General features: G+C 70.4%; 22 protein-coding genes. 8 read left to right on the top strand and 14 right to left on the bottom strand.

Annotated elements, in window-relative coordinates; genetic code table 11:
- Window positions 1–40: 40 nt before the first annotated feature.
- The 4 genes from BLU09_RS07720 to BLU09_RS07705 all read left to right on the top strand — a co-directional run bounded on the left by BLU09_RS07720 (window position 41) and on the right by BLU09_RS07705 (window position 3,332).
- The gene (locus tag BLU09_RS07720; protein ID WP_167371053.1) at window positions 41–646 is read left to right on the top strand and encodes a hypothetical protein; all 606 of its coding nucleotides are present in this window, start codon (window positions 41–43) and stop codon (window positions 644–646) included.
- A gap of 121 nt (window positions 647–767) precedes the next feature.
- Window positions 768–1,415 carry a hypothetical protein gene (locus BLU09_RS07715; RefSeq protein ID WP_090487773.1) on the top strand — a complete coding sequence of 216 codons (648 nt, stop codon included), beginning with the start codon at window positions 768–770 and terminating at the stop codon, window positions 1,413–1,415.
- Between the two features lie 117 nt (window positions 1,416–1,532).
- Complete coding sequence (locus BLU09_RS07710; RefSeq protein WP_244171510.1) at window positions 1,533–2,234, top strand: hypothetical protein; 702 nt, start codon at window positions 1,533–1,535, stop codon at window positions 2,232–2,234.
- A gap of 114 nt (window positions 2,235–2,348) precedes the next feature.
- Entirely contained in the window at window positions 2,349–3,332 is a 984-nt protein-coding gene (locus BLU09_RS07705) for an Ig-like domain-containing domain (RefSeq protein ID WP_261770718.1), read from the top strand.
- 1 nt (window position 3,333) lies between these two features.
- Here the strand turns inward: BLU09_RS07705 and BLU09_RS07700 are convergent, their stop codons facing one another.
- Window positions 3,334–4,653 (bottom strand): MFS transporter, encoded by a 1,320-nt coding sequence (locus tag BLU09_RS07700; RefSeq protein WP_090487763.1) that lies wholly within the window; start codon window positions 4,651–4,653, stop codon window positions 3,334–3,336.
- Between the two features lie 42 nt (window positions 4,654–4,695).
- Complete coding sequence (locus BLU09_RS07695) at window positions 4,696–5,283, bottom strand: Crp/Fnr family transcriptional regulator (RefSeq protein ID WP_090487760.1); 588 nt, start codon at window positions 5,281–5,283, stop codon at window positions 4,696–4,698.
- Between the two features lie 65 nt (window positions 5,284–5,348).
- Here BLU09_RS07695 and BLU09_RS07690 point away from each other — a divergent pair, with 65 nt between their 5' ends.
- Window positions 5,349–6,596: a sterol desaturase family protein gene (locus tag BLU09_RS07690; protein WP_090487757.1), complete on the top strand. Its 1,248-nt coding sequence runs from the start codon at window positions 5,349–5,351 to the stop codon at window positions 6,594–6,596.
- A gap of 7 nt (window positions 6,597–6,603) precedes the next feature.
- Here the strand turns inward: BLU09_RS07690 and BLU09_RS07685 are convergent, their stop codons facing one another.
- Entirely contained in the window at window positions 6,604–7,443 is an 840-nt protein-coding gene (locus tag BLU09_RS07685; protein WP_090487754.1) for a hypothetical protein, read from the bottom strand.
- A complete protein-coding gene (locus BLU09_RS07680; RefSeq protein WP_186817859.1) occupies window positions 7,440–10,055 on the bottom strand; it encodes a TonB family protein in 2,616 nt (871 codons plus the stop codon). The genes BLU09_RS07685 and BLU09_RS07680 overlap by 4 nt, the downstream gene beginning before the upstream one ends.
- A gap of 131 nt (window positions 10,056–10,186) precedes the next feature.
- On the opposite strand from BLU09_RS07680, the gene BLU09_RS07675 reads away from it, so the two are divergent.
- Complete coding sequence (locus tag BLU09_RS07675) at window positions 10,187–11,074, top strand: hypothetical protein (RefSeq protein WP_244171509.1); 888 nt, start codon at window positions 10,187–10,189, stop codon at window positions 11,072–11,074.
- A gap of 7 nt (window positions 11,075–11,081) precedes the next feature.
- Here BLU09_RS07675 and BLU09_RS07670 read toward each other — a convergent pair whose 3' ends face one another.
- From BLU09_RS07670 to BLU09_RS07640, 7 genes are all read right to left on the bottom strand, one after another.
- On the bottom strand, window positions 11,082–12,317 hold the full coding sequence (locus tag BLU09_RS07670) for a hybrid sensor histidine kinase/response regulator (protein WP_090487747.1): 1,236 nt from the start codon (window positions 12,315–12,317) through the stop codon (window positions 11,082–11,084).
- A gap of 195 nt (window positions 12,318–12,512) precedes the next feature.
- The gene (gene trxA, locus BLU09_RS07665; RefSeq protein WP_090487744.1) at window positions 12,513–12,890 is read right to left on the bottom strand and encodes a thioredoxin; all 378 of its coding nucleotides are present in this window, start codon (window positions 12,888–12,890) and stop codon (window positions 12,513–12,515) included.
- Between the two features lie 13 nt (window positions 12,891–12,903).
- Window positions 12,904–13,227: an FKBP-type peptidyl-prolyl cis-trans isomerase gene (locus BLU09_RS07660; protein ID WP_011556774.1), complete on the bottom strand. Its 324-nt coding sequence runs from the start codon at window positions 13,225–13,227 to the stop codon at window positions 12,904–12,906.
- Between the two features lie 150 nt (window positions 13,228–13,377).
- Window positions 13,378–14,589, bottom strand: a complete 1,212-nt coding sequence (locus tag BLU09_RS07655) for a hypothetical protein (protein WP_090487741.1) — start codon at window positions 14,587–14,589, stop codon at window positions 13,378–13,380.
- Between the two features lie 90 nt (window positions 14,590–14,679).
- A complete protein-coding gene (gene nadE / locus BLU09_RS07650) occupies window positions 14,680–16,572 on the bottom strand; it encodes an NAD(+) synthase (RefSeq protein WP_090487738.1) in 1,893 nt (630 codons plus the stop codon).
- 78 nt (window positions 16,573–16,650) lie between these two features.
- Window positions 16,651–17,307 carry an LON peptidase substrate-binding domain-containing protein gene (locus BLU09_RS07645; protein WP_026114049.1) on the bottom strand — a complete coding sequence of 219 codons (657 nt, stop codon included), beginning with the start codon at window positions 17,305–17,307 and terminating at the stop codon, window positions 16,651–16,653.
- A gap of 46 nt (window positions 17,308–17,353) precedes the next feature.
- Window positions 17,354–17,965, bottom strand: coding sequence for a hypothetical protein (locus BLU09_RS07640; protein WP_090487736.1), 612 nt, complete (start codon window positions 17,963–17,965; stop codon window positions 17,354–17,356).
- Window positions 17,966–18,017: 52 nt separating this feature from the next.
- Here BLU09_RS07640 and BLU09_RS07635 point away from each other — a divergent pair, with 52 nt between their 5' ends.
- Window positions 18,018–19,007, top strand: a complete 990-nt coding sequence (locus BLU09_RS07635) for an alpha/beta hydrolase family protein (protein WP_090487733.1) — start codon at window positions 18,018–18,020, stop codon at window positions 19,005–19,007.
- 30 nt (window positions 19,008–19,037) lie between these two features.
- Here BLU09_RS07635 and espC read toward each other — a convergent pair whose 3' ends face one another.
- Window positions 19,038–21,566, bottom strand: coding sequence for a serine histidine kinase EspC (gene espC / locus BLU09_RS07630; protein ID WP_090487730.1), 2,529 nt, complete (start codon window positions 21,564–21,566; stop codon window positions 19,038–19,040).
- 131 nt (window positions 21,567–21,697) lie between these two features.
- Here espC and BLU09_RS07625 point away from each other — a divergent pair, with 131 nt between their 5' ends.
- Window positions 21,698–21,919, top strand: a complete 222-nt coding sequence (locus BLU09_RS07625; RefSeq protein WP_026114050.1) for a DUF5683 domain-containing protein — start codon at window positions 21,698–21,700, stop codon at window positions 21,917–21,919.
- Between the two features lie 57 nt (window positions 21,920–21,976).
- Here BLU09_RS07625 and BLU09_RS07620 read toward each other — a convergent pair whose 3' ends face one another.
- Both BLU09_RS07620 and BLU09_RS07615 read right to left on the bottom strand, forming a co-directional pair.
- Window positions 21,977–23,098, bottom strand: a complete 1,122-nt coding sequence (locus tag BLU09_RS07620) for a HupE/UreJ family protein (protein ID WP_090487723.1) — start codon at window positions 23,096–23,098, stop codon at window positions 21,977–21,979.
- Window positions 23,095–24,270: a tetratricopeptide repeat protein gene (locus BLU09_RS07615; protein ID WP_244171507.1), complete on the bottom strand. Its 1,176-nt coding sequence runs from the start codon at window positions 24,268–24,270 to the stop codon at window positions 23,095–23,097. Before BLU09_RS07615 ends, BLU09_RS07620 begins: the two co-directional genes overlap by 4 nt.
- Window positions 24,271–24,379: the final 109 nt, after the last annotated feature.

The raw sequence follows: 24,379 nt of genomic DNA, 5'->3' as shown, positions 1-24,379 counted from the left end.
CCCCTGTCACCCCGCAGTACCCCTCCAAGGAGCAACCACCATGAAGCTGGAGTTCCCCTTCAAGCAGTCCCTGCTCGCCACCAGCGTGGCCGTCCTGATCGCCGGCTGCGGCACCCCCGTCGAGGAGGAGTCCCCCGTGGCGCCCGAGGCCGCCGCGCTGGAGAGCAGCGAGGACGCCCTGTTCAGCATGCTCCCCGCCTGCGAGGAGCCCGAGGAGTTGGAGCACGTCGTGGAGCACGCGTGCTACCACGCCGAATACGGCCCCTTCGAACCCATCACCGCCGCCGCCCTGGGCGCGCCCGTCCTGGTGGATGTCAGCCAGGCCCACACCGCCTACCAGGTCACCCTGCCGCAGCGCTCGCCGTTCAACTACGCCGGTCGCGTCTCGTTCCTCCCGGACGAGTCGGGTGAGTTCGCCTTCATCCTGTCGCGTCAGCGAGGCCTGCGCATCTTCGAGGCCGCCACCGGCACCGAGGTGGCGCGCGAGTGCCGCTACACCGTCCCCACCGAGGTCTGCTCCAGCCTGAAGACGGCCTACGTCGCGGACCTCGAGGCCGACACCGAGTACTACCTGGAGTTCCGCTCCATCCTCCCCTCCAACGCCGCCTTCACCCTCATCATCGAGGAGGCGGGTCACCACCACTGACCTGACCCGCGGAGCATCTTGAAGGCCCACGGCGGGAGCTTCCTCCTCCCGCCGTGGGCCTTCGCCCGTACACACTTGGACGCAATTGCACTTTAGTTGCATTTGAATTCAGGAAACACATATGAAGCACCTCATGCGCCCGACCCTCCGAGTCCTCTTCCTGACCGCGTGTGCCGCGGCGGCCGTCGCCTGTGGCGGTGACGATGACCCCGCGCTCATCGAGCCCGGCGACCCCTGCGAGCCCGACGGCCACATCCACCGGGAGCCCACGGGCGACTGGTGCCACTGCAACAAGGGTTACGTGGCCGCCGATGATGGCCTGGCCTGCGTGCCGGACCCGAACCACGTCCCTGGCGACGGCTTCGACTTCGGTGACGACGGCGAGCACGCCTGCTGGCACGTGACGAACGGTCCCTTCGTCACCGTCAACGCCACCACCGCCCGTCATCCCCGCGTGGACGACTTCCACACCTACTACACGGTGAAGCTCCTCCCGGAGAACGGCCAGTACGTGGGGACGTTCAGCTATAAGGCCTTCGCCACCGGCAACTTCGTCGTCTACCTGAGCAGCCCGGACGTGCCCGTCACCCTCACCGAGACGGCCATCAGCACCACCGTGCCCCAGGCCGGCGCCCAGGCCACCGGCGGCTTCTGCGACGAGCTGAAGCACATGGTCGGCTACGAACTGACGGACCGCGTCCAGTACACGCTCCAGCTCGGCCCCACGTCGCTGCCCGAACTCCACATGGTCATCGAGCACGTGCAGTAACGCATCCGGGACGAACCGACCTCTCGCGTTATTGCAATTAAGTTGCGTTTACATCATGAGTGGGGACTGCGGGTGCCCGCGCCTCGCGGGGCCCGGCTCACGAAAGGAAGCCTCATCATGAAGCTGACCCAGCGGCCCCTTTGCAGTGCATTCCTCGGCCTGGTGCTGGCCGCCTGCGGCCCCATGGACGACACAGGGCAGGACTTCACGTCGGAGCAGGAGCAGCCCCTGGAGGCCACCTGCGCCAGCGTGGACAACACGGCCATGACGACGCACGCGTGCGCCCATGCGTCCAACCCTGGTGACAACGTGAACGTGAATGGCGCCACGGGGGCGCCCGACATCAGCACCCAGCACAAGCACTACACCGTGACGCTGTCCGGCAGCGGCACGGGCAAGGTGACGTACATCCCCGTGGCCAGGGCCTCGGCGGGCTCCACCGTGGAGTCCGTCGCGTTCTACGCCACGCAGAACGTCACCATCACCGCCGTGGACAAGAGCGTCACGCCCAACGTCACGCTGACCGCGCTGGTCAGCACCAACGGCATCACCGAGGGCACCTGCACGCTGCACCACGCACGGGTGTTCGACCTCACGGTCGGCCACACCTACGAGCTGAACATCACCGCGCCCACCACCTCGGTCGGCATCGTGCCCGAGTACCTGTTTGACAACCGCGGCCGCTACTACCGGGACGCGGACGGAGATGGCTACGGCGCCAACAGCCCGCTCTACCGCTTCGCGTGTGAGGCGCCTGCGGGCTACGTCACCCAACGCTTCGACTGCGACGACACCAACCCCGCCATCTTCAACTGCTAGCCCGTCACCCTCGGGGTGACCTGGGCATCACCGCAGCCCCTCCACCGGGGCGCCCCGCTCACCTCGGGGGGCGCTCCGGACCTTCTCCCCGCCCCACCTCACCAAGGCCCTCCGATGCGAACCGTCGCCACCACCACCTTGCTCGCCACGTGCGCCCTGCTGGCTCTGGCCGGCTGTGACCATGACGACCCCGTCCCTCCGACGCCGGACGCGGGCACCCGTCCGGATGCGGGGACCGAACCTGATGCGGGCAGGCAGCCCGATGCCGGAACACAGCCCGACGCGGGCTCGGTCCAGGGCCCCGCGGTCATCGGCTCCACGCCCTCGGAGGGAGAGACGAACGTCCTGCCCGTGGAGATGTTCAAGGCGGATGCGACGACCACCGGAGTGCGCAAGCTCGTCACGCTCACCTTCGACACGCCCATGGACACCACGGCGGCGGAAGTCACGCTCGTCGACCGGACGACGCCGGCCAATCCCCCTCGCACGCTGACGGGCACCTGGTCCGAGGATGGCCTGACGCTCTCGGTCGCCATCCCCCGGCCCGAATCCGACCTGCCGCCGCTGGAGGAGGAGACGGCGTACACCCTGGAGCTCGGCGCGCTGCGCGGCACGGAGGGCCACGCGGTGGACACGTCGCATGCGGGACTCGGTGATGGGCGGCTGGACTTCACCACCGGCCGGCGCGACGGCACCACCGAACACGCCTGCGCCCACGCACTGCTGGAGAGCCCGGTGCCCGTCACCGCGAGCGCCTCCCCGACCATCTACCCCGCGACGGATAGCTCCCACGAGTTCTACGGCCTGACGCTCCCCGCCAGCGGCACCTCCTTCCTGGGCTACACGGAAGTCGTGTCGGGAGAGAGCCGGGACGAGCCCGTCATCCTGTACCTCAACCACCCCATCCCGGTGGCGGTGCACGACACGACGGAAGGGGAGGACGCCGTCGCCTCCACGCTGGAGCCCGCCCGCCCCGTCTGCCTTCCCGCCATCACCCACACGCTGAAGTTCACCGCGCCCGGCGGCGACCGCTTCCTCCGGCTCACCTTCGGCCCGACGGAGCGGGAGACGTTCACCTTCGTCTTCGAACGCTACTGAGTCAGCGCTCGGTGGCGGGGTGCAGCGCCGAGCCCCGCCCCGCGCGCAGCAGGTGCAGCGCGATCCCCACGCCCATGACACTCACCGCCGCCACGTAGTGCGCGGGCGCATGGGGCGACGCCTTCATCATCAAGGTGACGACCAGCGGGGTGAGCCCGCCGAAGATGGCGTAGGCCATGTTGTATGAGAAGGAGAGCCCCGAGAAGCGCACCGCCGCGGGGAAGGCGCGCACGATGGCGGTGGGGACCACGCCCACCACGCCGACGCAGAAGCCCGCCAGCGCGGACAGCGGCACCAGCGCCTCCGGCGACGACGCCGCGCCCAGGTACAGCGCATACGTCGCCGAGAGCATCAACGCACAGCCCAGCCCCAGCGACGGCCCCACGCCCACCCGGTCCGCGAGCAGGCCATACGCCACGCAGCCGAACGTGAGGCTCAGCGTGGCCACGCTGCTGGCGACCAGCGCTTGCGTGGCGGTGATGGCGTGCAGGGTCTGCATCAACGTGGGCGTCATCAGGATGACCACCACGATGCCGGCGGTGAGCACCCAGGTGAGCAGCATGGACATCACCACGGTGCCACCGTGGCCTCGCAGCACGGCCTTGAGCGGCAACTCCCGCACCAGCGCCTTGCGCCGCCGCAGCTCCTCGAAGACGGGCGTCTCCGCCAGCCACCGGCGAAGGAACACCGCCAGGAAGCCGAACACGCCGCCGATGACGAAGGGCGCTCGCCAGCCGTAGGCATTCACCTGCTCGGGGCCCAGCAGCGAATTCACCGCAGTGGCCACCAGCGAGCCCAGCAGGATTCCGAACGTGAGGCCCGCGGTGAGCGTTCCGCACGCCAGCCCCACCCTGCGCGTGGGCACGTGCTCCGACACGAAGACCCAGGCCCCCGGGACTTCACCGCCCACCGCCGCACCCTGCACCGCGCGAAGCAGGAGCAGCGCCAGGGGCGCCGCGTAGCCCGCGGTCTCATAGGTGGGCAGCAGGCCAATCAGCAGCGTGGGCACCGACATCATGAACACGCTCAACGTGAACATGCGCTTGCGGCCTGCCCGGTCTCCGAAGTGGGCCATGACGATGCCGCCCAGCGGGCGCGCCAGGTAGCCCGCGGCGAACAGTCCGAAGGCCTGCAGCTGTCGCAGCCACTCCGGCGTATCGGGCGGGAAGAAGCGCTCGCCGATGACCTTGGTGAAGAAGACGAAGATGATGAAGTCGTAGAACTCCAGCGCGCCACCCAGCGCCGCCAGCGTGAGCGTCCGGGCGTCGTCACGGGTCAACGGCCGCTGCGGGAGGTCCTGCGAGGCTGGGAGGGAGGACATGGCGGTCGGCCTTCGATGAAACCATGGACCGCGCCGCCGCGCTCACTCCGCCCGCTTGCGGCGTCGTGACACGATGCGGCTCAAGGCCACCTCCGTGATGCCCAGGTAGGCCGCGACGTCCCGCTGAGGGACACGCCCGTGCAGGTGGGGATGCTCCTGCCAGAAGCGCTCCAGGCGCTCCTCCGCGGACAGGTCGAGGAACTCCTGCTCGCGGCGCTCCTTCAGGATGTAGTGACGCTCCGCCACCCGCCGGGCGAGCTGGGCCCAGCAGGGATGGCCGGCCTCCAGCGATTGAAGGTCATGCGCCTGGAAGGCCAGCACGCGGCCCGGCTCCAGCGCCTCGATGGCTGTCATGGAGGGTTGGCCCTGCAACATCTCCGCGTAGGCGCCAATGAACTCACCCTCGGCGCGGAAGGCCTTGATGGACTCCTCGCCCCGAGCGGAGACGCGCACCGCGCGGAAGACGCCCTGGAGCACCAGCCCGAAGCGGTCCGCGGCGTCGCCCGGCCGCAGGAAGAGCGCCCGCTTGTCCAGCGCCTGCTCCCGCGCCAACGCCTCCGCCTTCAGCCATTCGCTGGCGGGAAGCGGCGCGAGCGCGGTGATGTGCTCGAAGAGCTTCGGGTATCTCAAGCGGAAGGCACCTGGGCTTAACCCAGGTTAAGGCGGCCTTCCTCCGGGCGCCATACACCGGCGGCATGAGCATCAACGTCTACGCCGTGGCCACGCCCTTCGTCATCGTCCTGGCGCTGGGGGAATTCGCCTACTGCGTCATCCGACGCAACGGGTACTACGCCTTCCAGGACTCCATCGCGAGCATGGGCACCGCGGTGCTCAACCAGTGCGTCAACGTGGCGGTGGCACTGCTGGTGCTCCCGCTCTTCATCCAACTGGGGCAGTTCGCGCCCTGGCAGCTGGGTGCGTCGTCGCCGCTGGAGCTGGTGGCGCTCTTTCTGGGCGTGGACTTCCTCTTCTACTGGTTCCATCGCTTCGGGCACCGCACCAACATCGGCTGGGCCGCCCATTCGCCGCACCACTCCACCGAGGAACTCAACTACGCGGTGGCCCTGCGCGCGAGCGTGACGCAGCGCCTCTTCTCGTTCCTCTTCTACTGGCCGCTGGTGCTGGTGGGCTTCCCGCCCGAGGCCGTGCTGGCCATGGTGGCCTTCCACCTGGTGCTCCAGTTCATCCCCCACACGCGCGTCATCCCGAAGATGCCCCGGTGGATTGAGTCCTGGCTCAACACGCCGTCGCACCATCGCGTCCACCACGCGCGCAATGACGTCTACATCGACAAGAACTACGCGGGCTTCCTCATCATCTGGGACAAGCTGTTCGGCACCTTCGAGGAGGAGAAGGAGGCGTGCTCCTACGGCCTCACCTCCCCGCCCAACACCTGGGACCCCACCGTCATCAACTTCCAGGCATGGGGGAAGCTGGTCAGCGACGCGGTGGCCACCAAGAGCCACTGGGACCGGCTGCGCATCTGGGTGATGCCCACCGGCTGGCGGCCCGCGGACCTGCCACCGCGCCCCTCCGTGGGCTGGCAAAAGGACGGCGTGGAGTTGAAGTTCCAGTCCACCGAGCTGCCCGGCGTCCGCGGCTACCTCGTGTTCCAGTTGCTGGCGGCGATGCCCTTCATGCTGCTGGTGAGCCACCACGCCTCGCCGCTGTCCGGCTGGCAGAAGCTGGTGCTCAGCCTGCTCTTCTGGGCCATGGCCACCGCGTGGAGCGGGATGCTGGAGTCACGGCGCTGGAGCCTTCCGCTGGAGCTGGGGCGGGTGCTCGCCATGGGGGCAGCGGTGACGTGGTGGCTGATGCACACCTCCGCGCCGCAGAGCTGGACCGCGTTGTGCGCGGCGTGGATGGGCGTGTCGCTCGTCTGGCTGGGGGTGGTGCGCGGCGCCAGCCAGGGCGCCACGCCCGTGCCGCAGGGCTCGCGCTGAACGCGCGTCAGGCGGGCTCCCACGTCCCGGCGAAGGCCGTGTAGCGGCGCACGTTGAGCGTCAGCGCCCGGTACACCTGCGTGTCGGGCGTCAGGTCCACCACCTCGCCGCCCTCGGGCACCGTCACGCGGTCGAAGTGCGCGCCCTCGAACCAGCAGTGCGGCTGCACCTCCACGACGAAGCGGCCGCCCTCGTCGAGCTCCGCCGCGATGGGCACGAAGTCCACCCGTTGCAGCTCGACGGGCGGCGGGAAGTCCAGGGCCACCCGGAACGGGACGTGCGTCTCCTGCCGGGAGGCGGTTCCTTCCAGAATCATCGACCGGCCTCCCAGCGCCGCCCCTTCCGCGCCCAGGGCCCGGGACGGCGGCTGGAGCAGCAGCGAGAAGGAGCGCGCCAGCCCGGCGATGCCCGGCGAGCGCCCCAGTTCCCGCACCTCCCCCGCCTCCGCCAGCAGGTCGAACACCACCTCGCGGTCCCACTCGCCCAGCACCGTGCCGCCGGAGAAGAAGTGCCCGTCGTGGGCGTGCGCGGTGGGCAGCAACCACTGTCCCAGCTGTCGCAGGACGCGCGGCGCCGAGGCCGTGGGCTCCAGCGGCGAGGCATTCTCGAAGATGTAGATGGGCCCCAGCACCATCACCCCGGACGAGAGGCGGATGCGCCAGCCCGTGTCGGTGGTGAACTCGCCGAGCGATTCCTCCCCGGGTGCCTTCGCGGTGCGCAGGCCCATGCGGAAGGTGACGCCGCGGCCTCCCGTGCCGGAGAGGCCACACGCGGACGCGCCTCCCACGAACGCGGTGCCCAACATCCACGTGAAGGCGCGGCGGGTGGTGTGCAGCGGAGACGTCATGGCGAGTCCTCCTGGAGGTCCAGGTGCAGGGTGAGCGTGCCCATGAAGGTGCGGGGCGCGCCCGCGGTGAAGTGGCGGGTGGCCATCAGCGAGGCGGGCGCATCCGGACCGCGGAAGTTGGACACGTAGTTGAACTCCGACTCGCGCCAGCGCGTGTCGAGCAGGTTCTCCACCGACAGCCCCACCTCCACTGCCTTCCACCGGGCCCGTGTGCCCACGTCGAACAGGAAGATGGGCGCGCTGTAGCGGTCCAGCGGCAGGGGCCGAGGGCCAATGGCGCTGTGCCCCAGCGCCACGTTCCAGTCCACCTGCTGCCCCGCGACGCGGGTGGTGCCTCGCAGCGACGCATCCACGCGGCCCAGCAGCTCCGGGATGTAAGGCATCACCGTCCCATCCCACAGCTTCCACGCCGAGGCCCCAGGCACCGGCAGCGTGGCGCGCGCCCAGGCCAGCGAGGCCTGGATGTCCACCCGGTCCCGCAGCGTCCCGCGCGCGCTGACGAAGGCGCCCAACCGCTGCGATGCGCCCACGGGCTGGTTGCGGCCCACCGTCTCGTCGAACACGAAGTCCTGCGACACGCGCGTGGCGAAGAAGGCGCCGCGTGCCTCCAGCGCCAGCGGCCCGTCCAGCCGCCAGCCCAGTCCCGTCTCGCCCGAGGCCACGCGGGCGTAGGGCGCCAGCTCCGCGTCGGACAGCGCGGCGGCGTCGCTGGAGCGCGCGCCCAGGCCCGCGCTGGTGAGCCAGGTGAGCCGGGGCGTCAGGCGAAGCTCGGCGGAGGCGCGCGGGCTGGCGAAGAAGCCGTAGGCCTCCAGGGACTCGTCGGGGAGGCGGGGACCATCGCGGTCCTCGGTGGGCCGGTTGTGGTCGTCCACGCCGAAGAGGAAGGTGTCCAGGCGCACGCCGCCGCGCAGGGTGAGCCACGACACGGGGGCGACTCGCAACGAGGCGTAGGCCCCGAGGTTCGTGGTGCGGACCTGGTTGTCGAATACGGTGGCGTAGGGCACACCGCCGCTGTCCCTCAGTCGGCGCGAGCGCGTGCGCACGTCGTCGTAGCGGGCCACGTAGCCAAGCTCCAGCGGCTGCGGCTGTCCCAACAGCGTCAGTCCCGGGGTGTAGCGACCCCGCAGGCCCAGGGTGGAGCCGCGGTAGTACCCTTCCGTGTTGTCACCGCGCTGGCGCTCTCCGTCCGGCGGGGTGGTGTCCAGCAGGAAGCCCGTGAAGTTGTCGCGGATGCGCGTCTGCCGCAGGATGACGTAGCCCTGCTGGACGAAGCGCCCGCCGCGCTTCAGCCGTGACTGGAGTTCAGCGGAGAGGATGTGGCGCTGCCCCGCCCCGCCCTGGTTGGGGCCGTAGGAGCAGAAGAACTGCGAGTCCGAATCTGGAGCGCACGGCATCCGGGAGTCCACCACGTCCGTCTCCCGCACCACGCCCGGCGATGCGAAGCGCGAGCCATAGCTGGTGCCGAACAGGCGCAGCCGTGACTCGTCGCCGACGCGCAGCTCCACCTGCGCCATGACGCCCGCGTTGGCATAGGAGCGGTTGGGGCCGAAGCCGTGGCCCTGACGCAGCAGCAGTCCCACGAAAGTGGCTTCACTGGCCTCCGGCGGCCCCCAGAGCAGGGACAGCCGCCGCGCGGCGTAGCTGCCCGTGGAGAGGGACGCGGTCAGGCCGCGCCGCGCCAGCCCGAGCTGGTACTCCACCGTGCCCGCCACGCCGAAGTCGCCTTGGGATGGGTCATAGGGCCCCTCGGTGACGCGCAGGGACTCCACCAGCTCCGGGATGATGAAGTACGTGTCCGCGTAGCCGTGGCCGTGCGCGTGGGACACCTCGTTGAGGGGGACGCCGTTGAGGCGCAACTCCACGTCCTTGCCCTCTCCCGCGTCGAAGCCTCGGATGTAGATGCTCTCCGCGTGGCCCTCGCCGCCGTGGTTGGCCAGCATGACGCCGGGCGCCAGCAACATCAGGTCGGACGCGGAGCGGCGCGGCACGTCCGCGAGCTGTCCCACCGGAATGTGGAAGTCGCCCACGGCGACCGGCGGCGGTGCCTGGGAGGCGCCACGGACCGTGGTGGAGAAGGATGGTGGCTGCGGCGCCACGGGCCCCAGAAGCTCCGAGTGCTCCGTCTCAGAGGCGTCCTGCCTCGTCCCCGCCGGCGCGGCTGGCGGGCTTTCCGTCTCCGACGCGGCGCCACCTGGGGCACGCGCATCTCCCGAACCGTGCGCCACCGCCTCGCCCGGAGACACATCCGCCCCGGCATGTCCGGAAGCCACGGGCTCGATGTGGTGGCCATGCACCGGCGGCACGAAGGTGACGGGCACATCCACCCGCACGTCGATGGCTTCTTCACCGCGCCGCGCTGGCTGGAACCGCCAGCGCAGCGCGGCACTCATCGCGGCGCGATCAAACGCCACGCCCGCGGACTGCCGCACCTCCACCTGGGACACCTCGCCCATACGGTCGATGGTGAGCCGCAGCAGGACGGTGGCGGGCACCTCGGGCGGAGGCACCTCCGCGGGCAGCACGGGCCCAGGCGCATCCAGCGGAACGGGTGGAGTCACAGGCAGCTCGCCCGTGGCGCTCAGCACGCAGAGCACCAGAGTCGGAATCCACACGGGTGATGACCTCTCTAGGTTCCGGAGCAGCCCGCCCTGGGGCGGAATCCATGCATCCGGGTTGCATCCACACCTCAGATACACCACACCTCGATTGACTCGCAACCATGTTGCAATTAACTACTTATTGCATGAACACGGAGCAGCGGCAGTCCCGGAAGTGGTGGTGCGCGACCCTGGTGGTGTGGGCCCTGGCGGGCACGGCCTGTGGCAACGTGGCCACGGGCGACGTCCAGGTCACGATGAGTGGCGGTGATGGCACGCAGCGAGGACTCCCGGACACGCTCTTCCAGGATGGCTGGTCCATCCAGTTCACCCGCTACCTGGTGTCGCTGGGCGACGTCACCCTCACCTCCGCGTCTGGCGAAACCCACCGCAGCAGCCGCCACGTGCTGGTGGACGTGCAGAAGGGCGACATCCCCCTGGTGGAATTGACGGGCGTTCCGGCGGGCCGCTGGGACGTGGGCTTCCGGGTGAGCCCGCCCGAAGCGCGCACCGAACTGGCGGACGGGCAGGTCTCCGAGGAGGACCTCGCGATGATGCGCGAGCGCGGCTTCAGCTACTTCGTGGAAGGCCACGCGACGAAGCAGAGCGAGCCCGTGCTGCGCTTCCGCATGGGCTTCCCCGTCAACGTGTTGATGAACAACTGCATCAACGGCGCGGACGGAACGCAGGGCATCATCGTCCCCGAGGGCTCCGTGGCCCGCCCCGAGGTCACCATCCACGCCGAGCACATGTTCTACGACCGGCTGGGCACGCACCGGGGCGTGCAGCTGCGCTTCGAGGCCATCGCCGCCACCGCGGGCGAGGACCACGTCATCACCCCCGAGGGGCTCGCCACGCAGGAGCTCACCGACCTCCGGGGCCGCGATGGCAACGAGCTGCGCGATGCCCAGGGCCAGCCCGTCATCTACCAGCCTGGCGCGTTCGACGTGCGCACGCTCCAGGAGTTCATCACCCAGAGCGTGGTGGATCAGGCCCACCTCAACGGCGGCGGCGTCTGCACCGTGGTGAAGTGACGGCGCGTCACGCCGTCATGGGCGCGGGGGAGGCCCCCGCGTCGCTCGCACCGCCGGCGGGCAACCGCGCGTCCGCCCGCCGGGGCAGGCAGAGCCGGAAGGTGGTGCCCTCGGCTTCCGAGGAGCGGACCGTCAGCCGCCCCCGGTGCGCCTCCACGACGGCCCGGGCGATGTAGAGCCCCAGGCCCAGGCTGGTGCGGGCCAGCTCCCGCGAGTCCTCGCCCCGTTGGAAGGGCTCGAACAGGTGCGGCAGCAGCGAGCGAGGAATGGGCGCGCCTTCGTTGTGGACCTCCATGAAGACGGCGTCCGGCTTCTCCCAGGTGGAGAGGCGGACGGCGGACGGCTCCGGGCTGTACTTCAAGGCGTTGTCCAGCAGGTTGGCCACCACCTGCCCCATGCGCTCCAGGTCCCAGACGCCGTGCAGGCTGTCGCGTGAGAAGTCGCACCGGATGATGCGGCCCGGCCGGGCCACCTGCAGCTCGTCCACCACCTCGCGGCACAGCTCGTTGAGGTCGCCCGCCCGAGGGATGACGGGGATGCCGCCCCCCAGCCGCGAGCGGGTGAAGTCCGTGAGCAGGTCCACGATGTGCTGGATGCGCTCGCCGCTGCGCGCCACCCGCTCGAACGCCTTCTGCTGCGCCGGCTCCAACGCGCCACTGGCGAGCTGACTCTTCGCCGTCGTCAGCACGACGGAGAGGGGCGTGCGGATGTCGTGGCCGACGATGCCCATGAGCTGCTGCTCCAGTTCGGAGGCCCGCTGCGCCGCTTCCTCGGACCGGCGCCGCTCCGCGAGCTCCACCGCCTGCCGCTTCACCTCCTCGCCGCGCAGGTACAGCGCCACGAAGACCTGCACCTTGGCGCGCAGGATGTCCGGGTCCACGGGCTTGAGCAGGTAGTCCACCGCCCCCTGGGCATAGCCCCGGGTGACGAAGGCCGCCTCGCGGCTCAACGCGGTGATGAAGAGGATGGGCAGGTAGCGCGTGCGCTCGCGCGCCCGGATGAGATGCGCCGTCTCCAACCCATTCAGCCCTGGCATCTGCACGTCCATGAGGATGCAGGCGAACTCTCCTCGCAGCAGCTCGCGCAGCGCCTCCTCGCCGGAGCGGGCCAGCACCAGCTCCTGGCCAAGCGGCTCCAGGATGGCTTCCAGGGACAGCAGGTTGGCGGGCGTGTCGTCCACCAGGAGGATGCGCGCGCGCGGCGCGTCCTCACCCGGGGCGTCTCGAATAACGGAAGGCGGCATCGAATCCAGGCGTGAGGTGGGAATACGCGGCTCCGCTGGCCGACCCATCCGGGCATGACCGGTGCGAGCCACGCTCCGACAACACACCCCGGGGCCCTCACGTTCCAGCCCCCCAGGTGCACGGGCCCTGAAACGCAGCGGGTGGCCGGCGGCGAACATGCCACCGGCCCCCCACCCGGCACCTGGTAGCAGCCGTCAGGCCTGCGGCGGCTCACCGCGCTTGGCGGCGACTTCCTTGCGGACCTGCTCCATGTCCAGGGCCTTCACCTGCTTGAGCAGGTCCTCCAGCGCGGCGGCCGGAAGCGCTCCGGGCTGCTCGAACAGGAGAATCCCGTCACGAAACACCATGAGCGTGGGAATGGAGCGAATCTCGAACGCCCCGGACAGCTCCTGCTGGGCATCCGTATCAATCTTCCCGAAGACGATGTCCGGATGCTTGTTCGAGGTCTGCTCGAAGATGGGTGCGAAGGCACGGCAGGGGCCGCACCACGACGCCCACCAGTCCAGGATGACGATGCCCTCTTTGGACACCGTCTCCTTGAAGTTGTCCTTGGTGATTTCGACCGCCGCCATCAGGTCCTCGCTTTCAACGAACGTCCAGGAGCTCCACCTCGAACAGCAGGGTGGAGTTGGGGGGAATAACGGGCGGGAACCCTCGCGCGCCATATCCCATCTCCGGCGGGATGGTGAGCTTGCGCACGCCGCCCACCTTCATGCCGGCCACGCCCTTGTCCCACCCCTCGATGACCTGCCCGGCGCCCAGGCGGAACGTGAAGCCCTGGCCCCGGTCCCGGCTGCTATCGAACTTGGAGCCGCTGGTCAGCGTCCCCACGTAGTGCACGGTAACGGACTTGCCGGCCGTTGCCTCCGTGCCGGTGCCCACCTTCACGTCTTCCACATTCAAACCCATCCAACGCTCCTCTGACCGCGTGAAAGGACGGCACCTTAGCGCGACCTCGGCGCCCATGCCCCCCTGGAAAACACAGCGGCGCGGGCCCGTTGGCTACCGGGCACCGCGCCACCGATTCCTGCTCAAACCACCTGGGGCTTCATCTTCGCGTCAGAAGGTACCGCCGATGCTGACCGTGCCCTGGTAGCTGCCGCCTCCCTCGAAGTCACCGCCGCCGCGCTCGATGCCCGGGGCGAAGTCCTTGTCGAAGAGGAAGTTGTAGTTGGCGCGCGCGTCCACGACGAAGTGGCCGACGTGGCCTCGCAGCCCCAAGCCCGCGGGCACGTTGCCCACGGTGTCATCGCGGTACCCCAGGGACTCACCACCCCGGAAGTTGTAGTCGTTGATGCCGATGCCGCCCAGCAGGTACGGCTGCCACGCCGTGGGCGCGATGCCCAGCGTCAGGACGGCCTGACCACCGTTACGCACGAGGTCCGGTCCGCTCGCGCCCGTCTCCGCGTGGCGGATGTTGTTCAGCGCGCCCGTGTAGCCCAGCTCGAGGCCCAGCACCTTGGACGGCTTGATGGCGGCACGCACGCCCGCGGTGGCACCGGGGCTGAGCTGCGGAGCCAGCGCGCCGGTGTAACCCTCCACACCACCGCCCAGCATCACCGAGAGGCCTTTGATCTTGTTCTTTTCCTCGTGCTTCTCCGCTTTCATCGGCTCGGCGCGCTCGGCCGACGGCTGGAAGTTGGAGGGAGGCGGCGTCGTGGCGATGCCGCTACCGCCCGTGGCGCCCTCCGGGGGCGGGTACGCGGACTCCGGCTCCGGGTAGACAGGCTTCGAGGAAGGCTGCCCGCTGCCGCCCGTGCCCAACGGCTGCGCCGGCGGCACCATGAGCTGCTCGCTGTCATGCGTGCCCTGGGGCGCGGCGGGAGGCGGCGTCATGGACTCCTGGCCGCTGCCGCCCGTGCCCTGCTGGCCCACCGGCTCGCAGCGGACGGGCATGTTCATGTAGACCTCGCCCTGCGCGTTCGAGGGCTGCTGGCCGCTGCCGCCGATGCCCATGCTGCCCTGCGACTGCTGACCGGAGACGTCGGGAACGGGCTCCGTCTCCAGGATGATGGTGTCGTCCTCCTGCAGCAGGTCATCACCGCCCAGGTCTTCCTGCTGTGCCTGGGCCACCATCGCGTCCTGCTGGCCCTGGCTGGTGCTGGCCTGCGGTGGCGGGCAGTCGCCGTCATTGGCAACAGCAACGCCTCCGTACATGAGCGCCGCAACGGCGCCCGCCAGAATCTTCGCTTTCATCCATGCCTCCATCGTCGAGTGGCAGACATGAAGGTTGTTTCCCGCGCGACGTCCGGCAAGGCGCGGAGACGGCACTCACCCCCGGGGGTAATTGCCCGGGGGGCAGGCCACCGGGCGTGGAGGACTGCCCACACCTGCGCGATGCGGGCAGCGGATGGCAGCGTGCTACCCCTGCCGCATCCACTCCGTGCCGGTGACGACGGGCAGTTGCAACGCGCGCTCCCGGTCCAGGTCCAGGTTGCCGATGTGGAGCGACAGCGGTGACTGCACCCACTTGTAGATGGACTGCTGGAAGAGGCGGACGAACTTCTCCACGTAGCCGCTCAGCCGGGATGCCGCCACCTCCGGGAACATGGCGGTGAGCGCCTGGAGGATTTCGGCGGGCGTCAGCTTCTCACTGCCGTACAGGTAGAAGCAGGCGTCGAGGATGGGGAAGGGCATCAGCTCCTCTTCGCCCACCTGGTCATGCGCCAGCTCCGGCCCCGCGGGCTTGGCGAGCACCTTGCGGATGCCCTCGTAGCCCGTGGTGTCCTGGAGGTAGTCGAGCAGGTACATCACCACCGTCTTCGGGACGTTGGCGATGACGGCCAGCGCGCCCATGAGGTCTCCCCCGATGGTGGTGTAGCCCACGGACTTCTCGCTCATGTTGCCCGTCTGCAGGAAGAGTCCGCCGCAGGAGTTGCTCCAGTTCCACATGCGCTGGGCGCGCAGGCGGGCCTGGATGTTCTGCTCGGTAATCGGCGTGACGTCCTTGCCGCCCAGCATCGTCTTCGCGACTTCGCGCTCGCGCTCGAAGGCCTCGTCGATGGACACCACCTGGAAGGCCACGCCCAGCTCGCGCGCAATCGTCTCCGCCGCGTCGCGCGTGGCGTCGCTGGAGTAGCGGCTGGGCATGTAGAACGCCTGGATGAGCGAACCGGGGTTCTCCGGCCGCGCGCGCTTCGCGTAGCGGTGCGCGATGAGCAGCGTCAGCAGCGAGTCCCGTCCACCCGACAGCGCGATGCCCAGCACCTTGAAGGCGCGCGTCTTCTCGAAGTAGTCGCCCACGCCCAGGGAGAGCGCGTCCAGGATGTCCTCGCACAGCGCATCTCGCGCGGTGCGGCGCGTGTCCGGAGACGGCAGGAAGAAGCTGCGGTGGGGAGGCACCGGGTACGTCAGCGCGTCGCGCTTCGTGTGCACCACCTGGGTGCAGTCCAGCACCGGCACCGCCTGGCCGCCTTGCGCCAGCCATGACTCGCGGTCCACGCGCCAGGTGGTGGCCTCGGCGCGCAGGCGCAGGGTGCGGTCCAGGTCCACCACCGCCGCCGCGTAGCCTTCCTGGAAGCGCGGCGTCTCCATGACGTGGCGGCCGTTCTGGTTGAGGAAGCCGCCGCCGTCGAAGATGAGGCCGTCGTTGCTGCCCACCGCGTTGCAGTAGGCAATGGTGCACTGGTGGTCCGCCGCGCGGGTGGCGATGAGCTCACGCCGCGTCTCCACGAAGCCCAGCCGGAAGGGTGACGCGGACAGGTTCACCACCAGCTCCGCGCCGGAGTACGTGCGCCGCCGCATGGGGCCGTCCGCGCTCCAGATGTCCTCGCACACCTCCGGGGACACCACGCCGAAGTCGAAGTGGAACAGGTAGTCCCCCAGCGGCACACCCCGGTGGACCTCCGCCATGCCCGGCTGACCGCGGCCGAAGGTGCGCGCCTCGTAGAAGACGCTGTAGGTGGGCAGCTTCTCCTTGGGGACCAGGCCCAGGATGCGGCCACCGGCCACCACCGCCGCGCAGTTGAGGCGCAGGCCCTGGTGGGCCACGCCCACGCCCACCACGAAGACGGTGGGCAAGGGCGCCGTCTCACGCGCGAAGCGCTCCAGCTCCGGCCACTGGCGGTCCATGAAGCCCTGCCACTGCACCATGTCCTCGGCCGGGTAGCCGGCGATGAGCTGCTCCTGGAAGACGCCCAGCGTGACGCCCTCCGCCGCCATCTTCCCCGCCAACGCCAGCGCCTTGTCCGTGTTCCGGGTGAAGGACCCCACGGTGGTGTTCACACTGGCAAGCCCGAGCTTCACGAGCCGCATGGTTGCTCCCGTCCCTTTCGATGACGCGTCCGGCGCGCAGCAATGCGCGGCCCGCCGGACAAGGCAAGCGCAACCCGCTCAGTTCAAGGGGCCAGTGGGCCGCAGGGGCTGGAGCCTGCCGATGAGCGCCCCCACGTCCTCCAGCACGCCTTCCAGGCGCTTGCGCACGTCCAGCTCCGCCAGCAGTTCCTGCCGCCGCTCCGGCTCCGGGATGACGGCGGAGGCCACCACGTCCGCGAGCATGCCGCCCTGGGCCCGCGCGGCCACCGGCAGCAGGTTCTCCGCGAAGGACGGCGGGACGCGGCCGGCCAGCTCGAAGACGGCCTGCCGCAGCTGCTCCTCCTCGGGGCCCTCGTAGGGCACGTCCGGCAGCACCTCCGCGAGCACCTCCCGGTAGGCCTTTTCCGTCGTCAGCTCGGACGTCATGCGGATGCGGCTCACGCCCTGGAGGAGGATGTTGTAGCGCCCCTCCTCCACCTGTTCGTCCCAGACGATGACGCCCGCGCACATCATGGGCAGCATGGGCGGCCGGCCCCCATAGTTGCCTTCCCAACCGGGCTCGAGCTGGGACAGCGCCAGGACGCGGTCGCCCGCGAGCGCGTCCCGGACGAGGGCCCGGTAGCGCGGCTCGAAGATGTGCAGCGGGATGACGGTGTGCGGGAACAGCACCGCCGACGGGAGGGGGAAGACCTTCAGCGCGCTGGCGGCACGCTCGATGCGTTCTTGAGCGGTCATGGGGGGCACCTTGCAGTGATAAGCCCGGTTCCCCCCAGCCGCATTCCTAACGCGCCCGGGAATGATACGCCCGGTCCCACCGCAAATGGGGCACGTGCGCTTCCAACCACTGGAGCGCCACGTGCGAGGCCTCGTTCTCCACGGCCCCCTGCCGGATGGATGCGGCGGACAAAGCGAGGACATGCCCCGCCCCCGCGATGTCCTCCGCGTGACAGCCCTGCGCGCGCAGCCGCCAGGCCAGACTCCCAAGCGGCGGTGTGGTGCCGTGGCGCCAGAAGTGCAACTCCAGGTCGCACCGCAGCGCTTCCGCCTCACTCCGGGCACGCGCGGCGGAAGAAGCGCGGGACACCTCCAGGCCATCCTCTTCGAACTGGAGCGCGTGCTGGACCGCGTGCGTGCACGCGACCACCTGACGCCACAAGTCCCACCCGGCCCGGGGCACGCCCACCTCGAAAGGCAGGTGGAGACAATGCCCCGGGGCCACGCCGGCGCGCGGGGAGAGCCGCGCGGGGCTCACGTGACCGCACACCGCGTCCGTGGGGAAGCACCGCTGCATGTGCCGCCAGAACACCTGGACTTCCTCGGGCTGGATGTCCCCCTGGCGGAACCAGGCTCCCACCCGGGGCAGCGACTGGAAGAATCCCTTGAATGAATCCATTGATTTAATCATTTGATTAAGATGGTCGCGGCGTCAAGGGCGGGGGCATAGGATGACGCGGGTGCTGCGAACCCATCCGGTGGACGTCCTCTTCGCGGGCCTGTCCCGCCGCGCCCGGCTCTTCTCCCAGGGCTGGGGTGATGAGCAGTTCCTCGAAGAGGTCGCGGCGGCCGCGCCGTTCCAGCAGCGGCCTCCGCCCATCACCCCCGAGTGGAGCGCGCCCCGGCTCCAGCGCGGTCTCCAGGTCCGGGATGGCACCTTTCCGTCTCCGCTGGCCCGGCTCGACGCGGCAGCGCGCACGGCGCATGTCCGGTGGCTGAGCGCGGGGCAAGGGCCCTCACGCGGCGCCTGCGTCGTGCTCGCTGCGTCCCGTGAGGAGGGCTTCTCCCTGCGAGAGCGCATGTACGCGTCGCTCGCGCGGGAAGGCATCGACCTGTTCCTGCTGGAGAACCCCTATTACGGCCTGCGCCGTCCCGTGGGGCAGAAGGGCGGCGCGCTGCGCACCGTCAGCGACCACGTCTTGATGAACCTGGGCATGGTCGACGAGGCCCGCGCGCTGCTCGCGTGGCTGCGGAGTGAGGGCCATGCGCGCCTGGGCGTGGCGGGCTACAGCATGGGCGGCTACATGGCGGCGCTGACGGCGGCCGTCGTCCCGGAGCCGCTCGCCGTGGCGGCGCTCGCGGCTGGAGCGTCTCCCGTCCCCGTCTTCACGCAGGGGCTGCTGTCCTGGTCCATTGCCTTTGCATTGCTGGATGGCCCCCGGCGCGACGCGGAGCAGGCCCGGCGCCGGCTGGGGCGGATTTTCGACCTGGCGAACCTCGCGCGCTTCCCGCCTCCGCGGCAGCCCGAAGCGGCCGTCCTGGTGGCCTGCCGACGTGACGGGTTCGTGCCCGGTGATGAAACGCTTGCGCTGCACGCGCACTGGCCCCGAAGCGAGCTGCGCTGGGTGGACGCCGGGCACGTCACCGCGCTCTTCACGGAGCGGGCCGCGCTGTGCGCCGCCATCCGGGACGCGCTATCGCGGGTGGATGCCACGACGTGAGCACGACGCGGCCCGGAGCGCGCGCATGCCTCAGTGCCGCACGCCGCTCACGGCCGCCACGGGCGACGCCTCATCCACGCGCGGCTCCGGCCCCATTGCATCCGCTGCCGTCAGGGCCGTGGCCACCGTGGCCATGAGCAGGTCCGGCCGAACGGGCTTCTCCAAGACGCGGGTGGGCACGGTGTCGATGAACGCGCGGGACTCCGGCGTATAGGCACCGCCGGAGATGAACACCACCCGCGCGGCCTGGTCCGGCGCGTGGGCGCACAGGTGCTGGTAGACGGCGGCGCCGTCCGTCTCTGGCATCTGCAAGTCACACAGGATGACGTCGAAGCGGTGGCCCGCGTCCACCAGCGCCAGCGCCTCGCTGCCCCGCGTGGTGGTGACGACGTCGTGGAAGGGCTCCAGCAGCAGCCGCATGGACTGCGCGAGGCGCGGCTCATCATCCACCACCAGCACCCGGCCCCGCCGGGCCGCGGAGGGCTGAGGCAGACTGACGCGGGGCAACGGCCGCGGCGGCGTGGGTGCCTGCACGCGCGCGGGCGGCAACAGCACACTGAAGACGGAGCCCCGGCCCGGCTCGCTGCGGACCTCCAGCTCGCCCCCGTGCGCGCGGACAATCTGCTGGCAGATGGCGAGCCCCAGCCCCGTGCCCTCGCCGCTGGACTTGGTGGTGTAGAAGGCCTCGAAGATGCGCGGCAGCACGTGCGCGGGAATCCCCGCGCCGCTGTCCACCACGTCCACGCGGGCCCGGCCAGAGGCATCCGTGCTGGTGCGCACGCGCACCTCGTTCATGGACGGGTTGCCCTCCGGGATGGCCTGCATCGCGTTCACCAACAGGTTGAGCAGCACCTGTCCCAAGCGCGCCTCGCTCCCCGACACGCGCGGCACCGGACCGAACTCCTCCACCAACCGGGCGCGGTGGCGCAGCGCGTGGCTGATGATGCGCACCGCGGGCGGCACCAGCGCGTTGAGGTCCACCAGCCCCGATTCCTGGTTCCCCTGGCGGCTGAACACCTGGAGGTCCCGGACGATGAGGCGGATGCGCTCGGCGCCTTCCAACGCGCCCCGCACGCTGGCCATCGCGTCGCGCATGCCCGACATGCCGCCCTGGCTCAAGCCGCGCTCGGCGGCCTCCAGGTTCAGCACCAGGTAGGCCAGCGGGTTGTTGATTTCGTGCCCCACACCGGCCGCGAGCGTCCCCACCGCGGCCACACGTTCGGCCGCCACCAGGCGGGCCTGGAGCTCCTTGGTCGCGGAGATGTCGCGGTGGGTGGCCACGAAGTGGGTGATGTCCTCGCCCGTGGCGCGCACCGGGGACAGCAGCACCTCGCTCCACACGAGGCCGCCCTGCTTGTGCGCCAGCTTCACCTCCGCGAACACCGGCTCGCCCGCGAGCAGGGACTGCCGCGTGCGCTGACGGAACTCCGGCTCCTCCGCGCCGTAGAGCGAGCACGGGTCCTGGCCCACCAGTTCCTCCAGCCGGTATCCCAGGAGCGAGCACAGCGCCTGGTTGGCGAACACGGTGCGCAGCGTGCCTCCCGCGCGGACCTCCGCGATGAGGACGCCTTCGTGCACGCTCCGCACGGAGGTGCCCAGCAGTTGGAGCTGGCCGATGGCGCGCTGACGCTCGGTGCTCGCCGCCGCCAGCAGCAGCCCGGTGACGGCGTTGGCGGCGATGAAGAGCTGCAACACCAACAAGTCCTGCGTCAGGTCATCCGTGGCGAAGGGCCCCTGCCCCCGCGCGGTGCCCACGATGGAAGCGGCGGCGATGCACAGCGTGGCCGCCGCCGCGCCCCGAGGACCGAAGCGAAGCGCGGCCCAGGCGGACATGGGGAAGAGGAGGAAGGCGGCCGCGTGCGCCGCGCTGTGCGGCAGGTCCGGAACGAAGAAGATGGCGCCGCCCAGCACCGTGGTGAGCCCCGCGAGCACCACCGCCTCGCCGCCTCGCCGCGGCCAGGACCACCGCTTGAACAACATCAACGGCGGCGCCACCACGAGCACGCCCATCAAGTCCCCCACCCACCACACCCGCAGGCCCGCGGCCAGGGACGTCGAGGGAAGCCGCCCGCCCAGCACGAGGCTCGCCACGCCCACCCATGCGCTCACGCCCAGGCACAGCGCGCCCGCTCCCGCGCACAGCGCGACGACATCGCGGATCCGCTCCAGCCTCTTGTCGAAACCCACCCACCGCAGAAGGCCCACGCCGAGCACGGCCGCCAGCGTGCTGCCCACGCCCACGCCGAGCGAGGCCACGACAGGCGCATCCCCCAGGACCGAAATGACCGACGCGCCCACGAAGACGCCGGGCCAGCGTGACACCCCCAGCACGAGCAGCGCCGCCAGGGCCACCCCCGCCGGAGCCCAGGCCGGGCTGATGTTGCCCACGATGGCCACCTGCAGCCCCAGGGCCCCCGCGAGGAGGTACACGACGACCAGGCCCAGCATCTCCAGCAGATGCCGGCCTTGGACTCCACGTACACTGGCTTGGAGCAGCCCGAAGATGACCCTTCCCCCCGACACCCGCCCGCCGACCCGGCGGGTATCCATGAAGGCCATGCTAGCCGGGGCACCGCCGGCATTGCACCTGCCCCCCGGTTGACTGGAAGGCAACCGTCCAGGAGCCGATAGGCGCAGTGCAATGGCTTCGGAACTCGCCCGTAGGGGAAGACAAGGAGGCCACCCGAACCATGTCGCGTCCCGCAATCGCAGCCCTGCTGTCTTTTCTCATCCCTGGCGTGGGGCAGATCTACAACGGGGACCTGCTCCGGGGCCTGTTCTGGCTCATCATCACCCCAGGCTTCTGGATTGGCACGGGTGGGTGCCTGGGCTGGGTGTGCCACATCGTCGCCGCTGTCACCGCCCACAACCGGGCGGAGGACAAGGACAAGTACAGAGTCACAGTCGTCTGACGCGGCGATGCGGCCCCACCGCTGACACGCGGGCGGAGCACATGGCACGCCCGCGTGTCAGGTAACCGACACGCCCAGGCCCAGGGCGCGCTCCGCCAACCAGACGCACGCCAGCAGCGCGATGGCCACCGAGCCGCCCACGACGACCGCGCGGCGGTAGAGCGGCGCCTGTCGCAAGACGAAGGCCAGGGGCAACAACGCGGCCACGAAGGCCACCTGTCCCAGCTCCACGCCCAGGTTGAAGCCCAGCAGCGCCAGCGCGAGGCTTCCGGCGGACAGCCCCATCCCCGCCAGCACCGACGCGAAGCCGAAACCGTGCAGCAGTCCCAGCACGAAGGCCACCGTCCAGCGAGTCCCCCACCCCAGGGGGCGGACGTTGTCGAGCGCCGCCACCAGGATGCCCAGCGCGATGGCGACCGACACGAAGCGCGGCGGCAGGGATGCCCAGCCCAGCGTGGCGGCGACCAACGTCAGCGCGTGCGCCACGGTGAAGGCGGACACCACCTTCACCACGTCCCACAGCGCCGTGCCGAAATCCGAGACGGCCACCCACCGCCCGTCCGCGTCACGGCGAAGGACCGAGGGCAGCAGCAGCGCGAAGAGGAAGAGCAGGTGGTCGGCCCGCGTCACGACGTGCAGCGCCCCCTCCACCGTCATGCGCTCCGCGGTGCGCCAGGGAGACTCGTCCCGCAGGCGCACCCGCGCGAAGTGCTGGGACGCGGAGAAGATGAGCGGCTCGCGCGCGCCCACGCGCACGATGCCCCGGTGAAGCGGGTCGCGATCGAACAGCAGCGTGTAGTCCACGTCCAGCCGCGCGGCGGGGCCGGTGCAGCGCGCGTCGAAGTCCAGCACCGCATAGGCCCCGTCCGAGTGCTGCCGGATGTGCAGCCCGCCCTGGGGAACGAGCGCACAGGGCGAACCTTCCGCCCCGAGCACCAGCCGGCCGAGCACATAGCGCCGGATGTCGGCCTCGCGCGCCAGCACCTCGCCCCAGGTGATGGCGCCGTCTCCGCCCGCGTCCAACCCGAGGACGTCGTCCAGGTCCTGGAGCGACACGTCCCACCGGCCGGAGATGCCTTGGCCGTCCGCCTCGATGATTTGCAGGTAGCTGTCGCTCGGCTTTTGCGCCAGGGCGGACAGGGAGGCCAGCAGGAGCGACAGCAGGGCAACGCGGCTCATGGCAGCAGGCTCCGCACGCGCTCGGCCAGGAAGACGAGCCCCGGGTCCTCGCAGCCCGAAGCTTGAAGGAAGTCCAGCGCGGGCCGGGCCGCCTCCGGTCTGCCTGCGGCCAGCGCGGCTTCGATCAACAGCCGCACGTCCCATGGCTCACGCTGTGATGCCCACACGGCCTGCGCCAGCCGGAGCGCCTTCTCCGGCGCCTTCTCCACCTGGAGCGCGAAGCGGGCCTCCTCGCGCGCGAGGAGACTGTCCCCCCGCAGGCGGCTCTCCTCGAACCGGCGGGACAAGGCTTGGGTGACTTCAGACGCGCGAGACGACCCGAGCGCGTTCTCCGCCAACGCGTGGCGCAGGAGCAGCCGGTCGTCCTGCGTGTGGTCCATCACCACGACGGCTGCCTCCCGCGCGCGGCCCGCGTCCAGCAGCAGGTCCGCGTAGGCCGCGCGTGCGGCGTAGTCCTTCGAATCCAGCGAGAGCGCCCGGAGGAAGTAACGCTCCGCCAGGCCGGCATCCCCCGCCAGCGCGGCGGCCTCCGCCAGCGTGGCCAGTGCGCGCGTGCGTGACTCCTGACTGCGCTCGCTGCGCCGCAGCGCCTCCGACAGGAGCGCGTGCGCCTTGCGCGAATGGCCCGCGAGGCTTCGTACCCGGGCCTCGCACACCGCGACCGTCAACGAAGAGGTCAACGCGGTGAGCCTCTCGCAGCTGCGGGCCGCCTCGGCATGCTCGCCTCGAATCCCCAACACCTCCGCGCGCAGCAACCACGCGTCGACGTTGCCGGGGTCCTCCTTCACCACCGCGTCCAGGTCCTCCAAGGCCGCCGGAAAGTCGCGCCGCGCGTGGTGGAAGGTGGCGCGTACCAGCCGCACGCCCGGCGGCGGCGTGGCCAGGTCCCACCAGGGACGCAGCGCCGCCTGTGCGCGCCCCAGGTAGCGAGGCTCTCCCAACACGCGGCTCGCCTCGATTTCCAACCGCGCCAGGCGCAGCGCCATGTCCAACTGTCCGGCGTGCCCGGCCAGGGCCTTGCGAAGCGCGGCACGCTCGCGGGCGCGCGCATCCACACCGACGGCCGGCACGCGCGCCAGGACCTCCGCGGCGTCCCGGGGAATGAAGGGCTCGCGCTCCCCGAAGGAAGGCGAGCGCCCACAACCGAGTACCCACGCCGTGGCCAGGACCACGGCGCGTCTCGCGGCGGAAGAGCGGCGGCACATCGGAGCTCGCATGGGCTCCGCACTGTACGCAGCCGTTTTTCGAATGGCGGCCGCCCGGAGACATGGGTCGCCGGAG

Source organism: Myxococcus virescens, assembly GCF_900101905.1.
Classification (GTDB): domain Bacteria; phylum Myxococcota; class Myxococcia; order Myxococcales; family Myxococcaceae; genus Myxococcus; species Myxococcus virescens.
This window is presented reverse-complemented; position numbering and strand designations above follow the sequence as displayed.

What these genes read in the sequence shown, in the direction of transcription:
- trxA (WP_090487744.1), bottom strand. Translation starts at nt 12,890, where the DNA reads ATGGCGGCGGTCGAAATCACCAAGGACAACTTCAAGGAGACGGTGTCC.
- BLU09_RS07640 (WP_090487736.1), bottom strand. Translation starts at nt 17,965, where the DNA reads ATGGATTCATTCAAGGGATTCTTCCAGTCGCTGCCCCGGGTGGGAGCC.
- BLU09_RS07625 (WP_026114050.1), top strand. Translation starts at nt 21,698, where the DNA reads ATGTCGCGTCCCGCAATCGCAGCCCTGCTGTCTTTTCTCATCCCTGGC.
- nadE (WP_090487738.1), bottom strand. Translation starts at nt 16,572, where the DNA reads ATGCGGCTCGTGAAGCTCGGGCTTGCCAGTGTGAACACCACCGTGGGG.
- BLU09_RS07690 (WP_090487757.1), top strand. Translation starts at nt 5,349, where the DNA reads ATGAGCATCAACGTCTACGCCGTGGCCACGCCCTTCGTCATCGTCCTG.
- BLU09_RS07720 (WP_167371053.1), top strand. Translation starts at nt 41, where the DNA reads ATGAAGCTGGAGTTCCCCTTCAAGCAGTCCCTGCTCGCCACCAGCGTG.
- BLU09_RS07675 (WP_244171509.1), top strand. Translation starts at nt 10,187, where the DNA reads ATGAACACGGAGCAGCGGCAGTCCCGGAAGTGGTGGTGCGCGACCCTG.
- espC (WP_090487730.1), bottom strand. Translation starts at nt 21,566, where the DNA reads ATGGCCTTCATGGATACCCGCCGGGTCGGCGGGCGGGTGTCGGGGGGA.
- BLU09_RS07685 (WP_090487754.1), bottom strand. Translation starts at nt 7,443, where the DNA reads ATGACGTCTCCGCTGCACACCACCCGCCGCGCCTTCACGTGGATGTTG.
- BLU09_RS07660 (WP_011556774.1), bottom strand. Translation starts at nt 13,227, where the DNA reads ATGGGTTTGAATGTGGAAGACGTGAAGGTGGGCACCGGCACGGAGGCA.
- BLU09_RS07645 (WP_026114049.1), bottom strand. Translation starts at nt 17,307, where the DNA reads ATGACCGCTCAAGAACGCATCGAGCGTGCCGCCAGCGCGCTGAAGGTC.
- BLU09_RS07670 (WP_090487747.1), bottom strand. Translation starts at nt 12,317, where the DNA reads ATGCCGCCTTCCGTTATTCGAGACGCCCCGGGTGAGGACGCGCCGCGC.
- BLU09_RS07715 (WP_090487773.1), top strand. Translation starts at nt 768, where the DNA reads ATGAAGCACCTCATGCGCCCGACCCTCCGAGTCCTCTTCCTGACCGCG.
- BLU09_RS07700 (WP_090487763.1), bottom strand. Translation starts at nt 4,653, where the DNA reads ATGTCCTCCCTCCCAGCCTCGCAGGACCTCCCGCAGCGGCCGTTGACC.
- BLU09_RS07635 (WP_090487733.1), top strand. Translation starts at nt 18,018, where the DNA reads ATGACGCGGGTGCTGCGAACCCATCCGGTGGACGTCCTCTTCGCGGGC.
- BLU09_RS07705 (WP_261770718.1), top strand. Translation starts at nt 2,349, where the DNA reads ATGCGAACCGTCGCCACCACCACCTTGCTCGCCACGTGCGCCCTGCTG.
- BLU09_RS07710 (WP_244171510.1), top strand. Translation starts at nt 1,533, where the DNA reads ATGAAGCTGACCCAGCGGCCCCTTTGCAGTGCATTCCTCGGCCTGGTG.
- BLU09_RS07620 (WP_090487723.1), bottom strand. Translation starts at nt 23,098, where the DNA reads ATGAGCCGCGTTGCCCTGCTGTCGCTCCTGCTGGCCTCCCTGTCCGCC.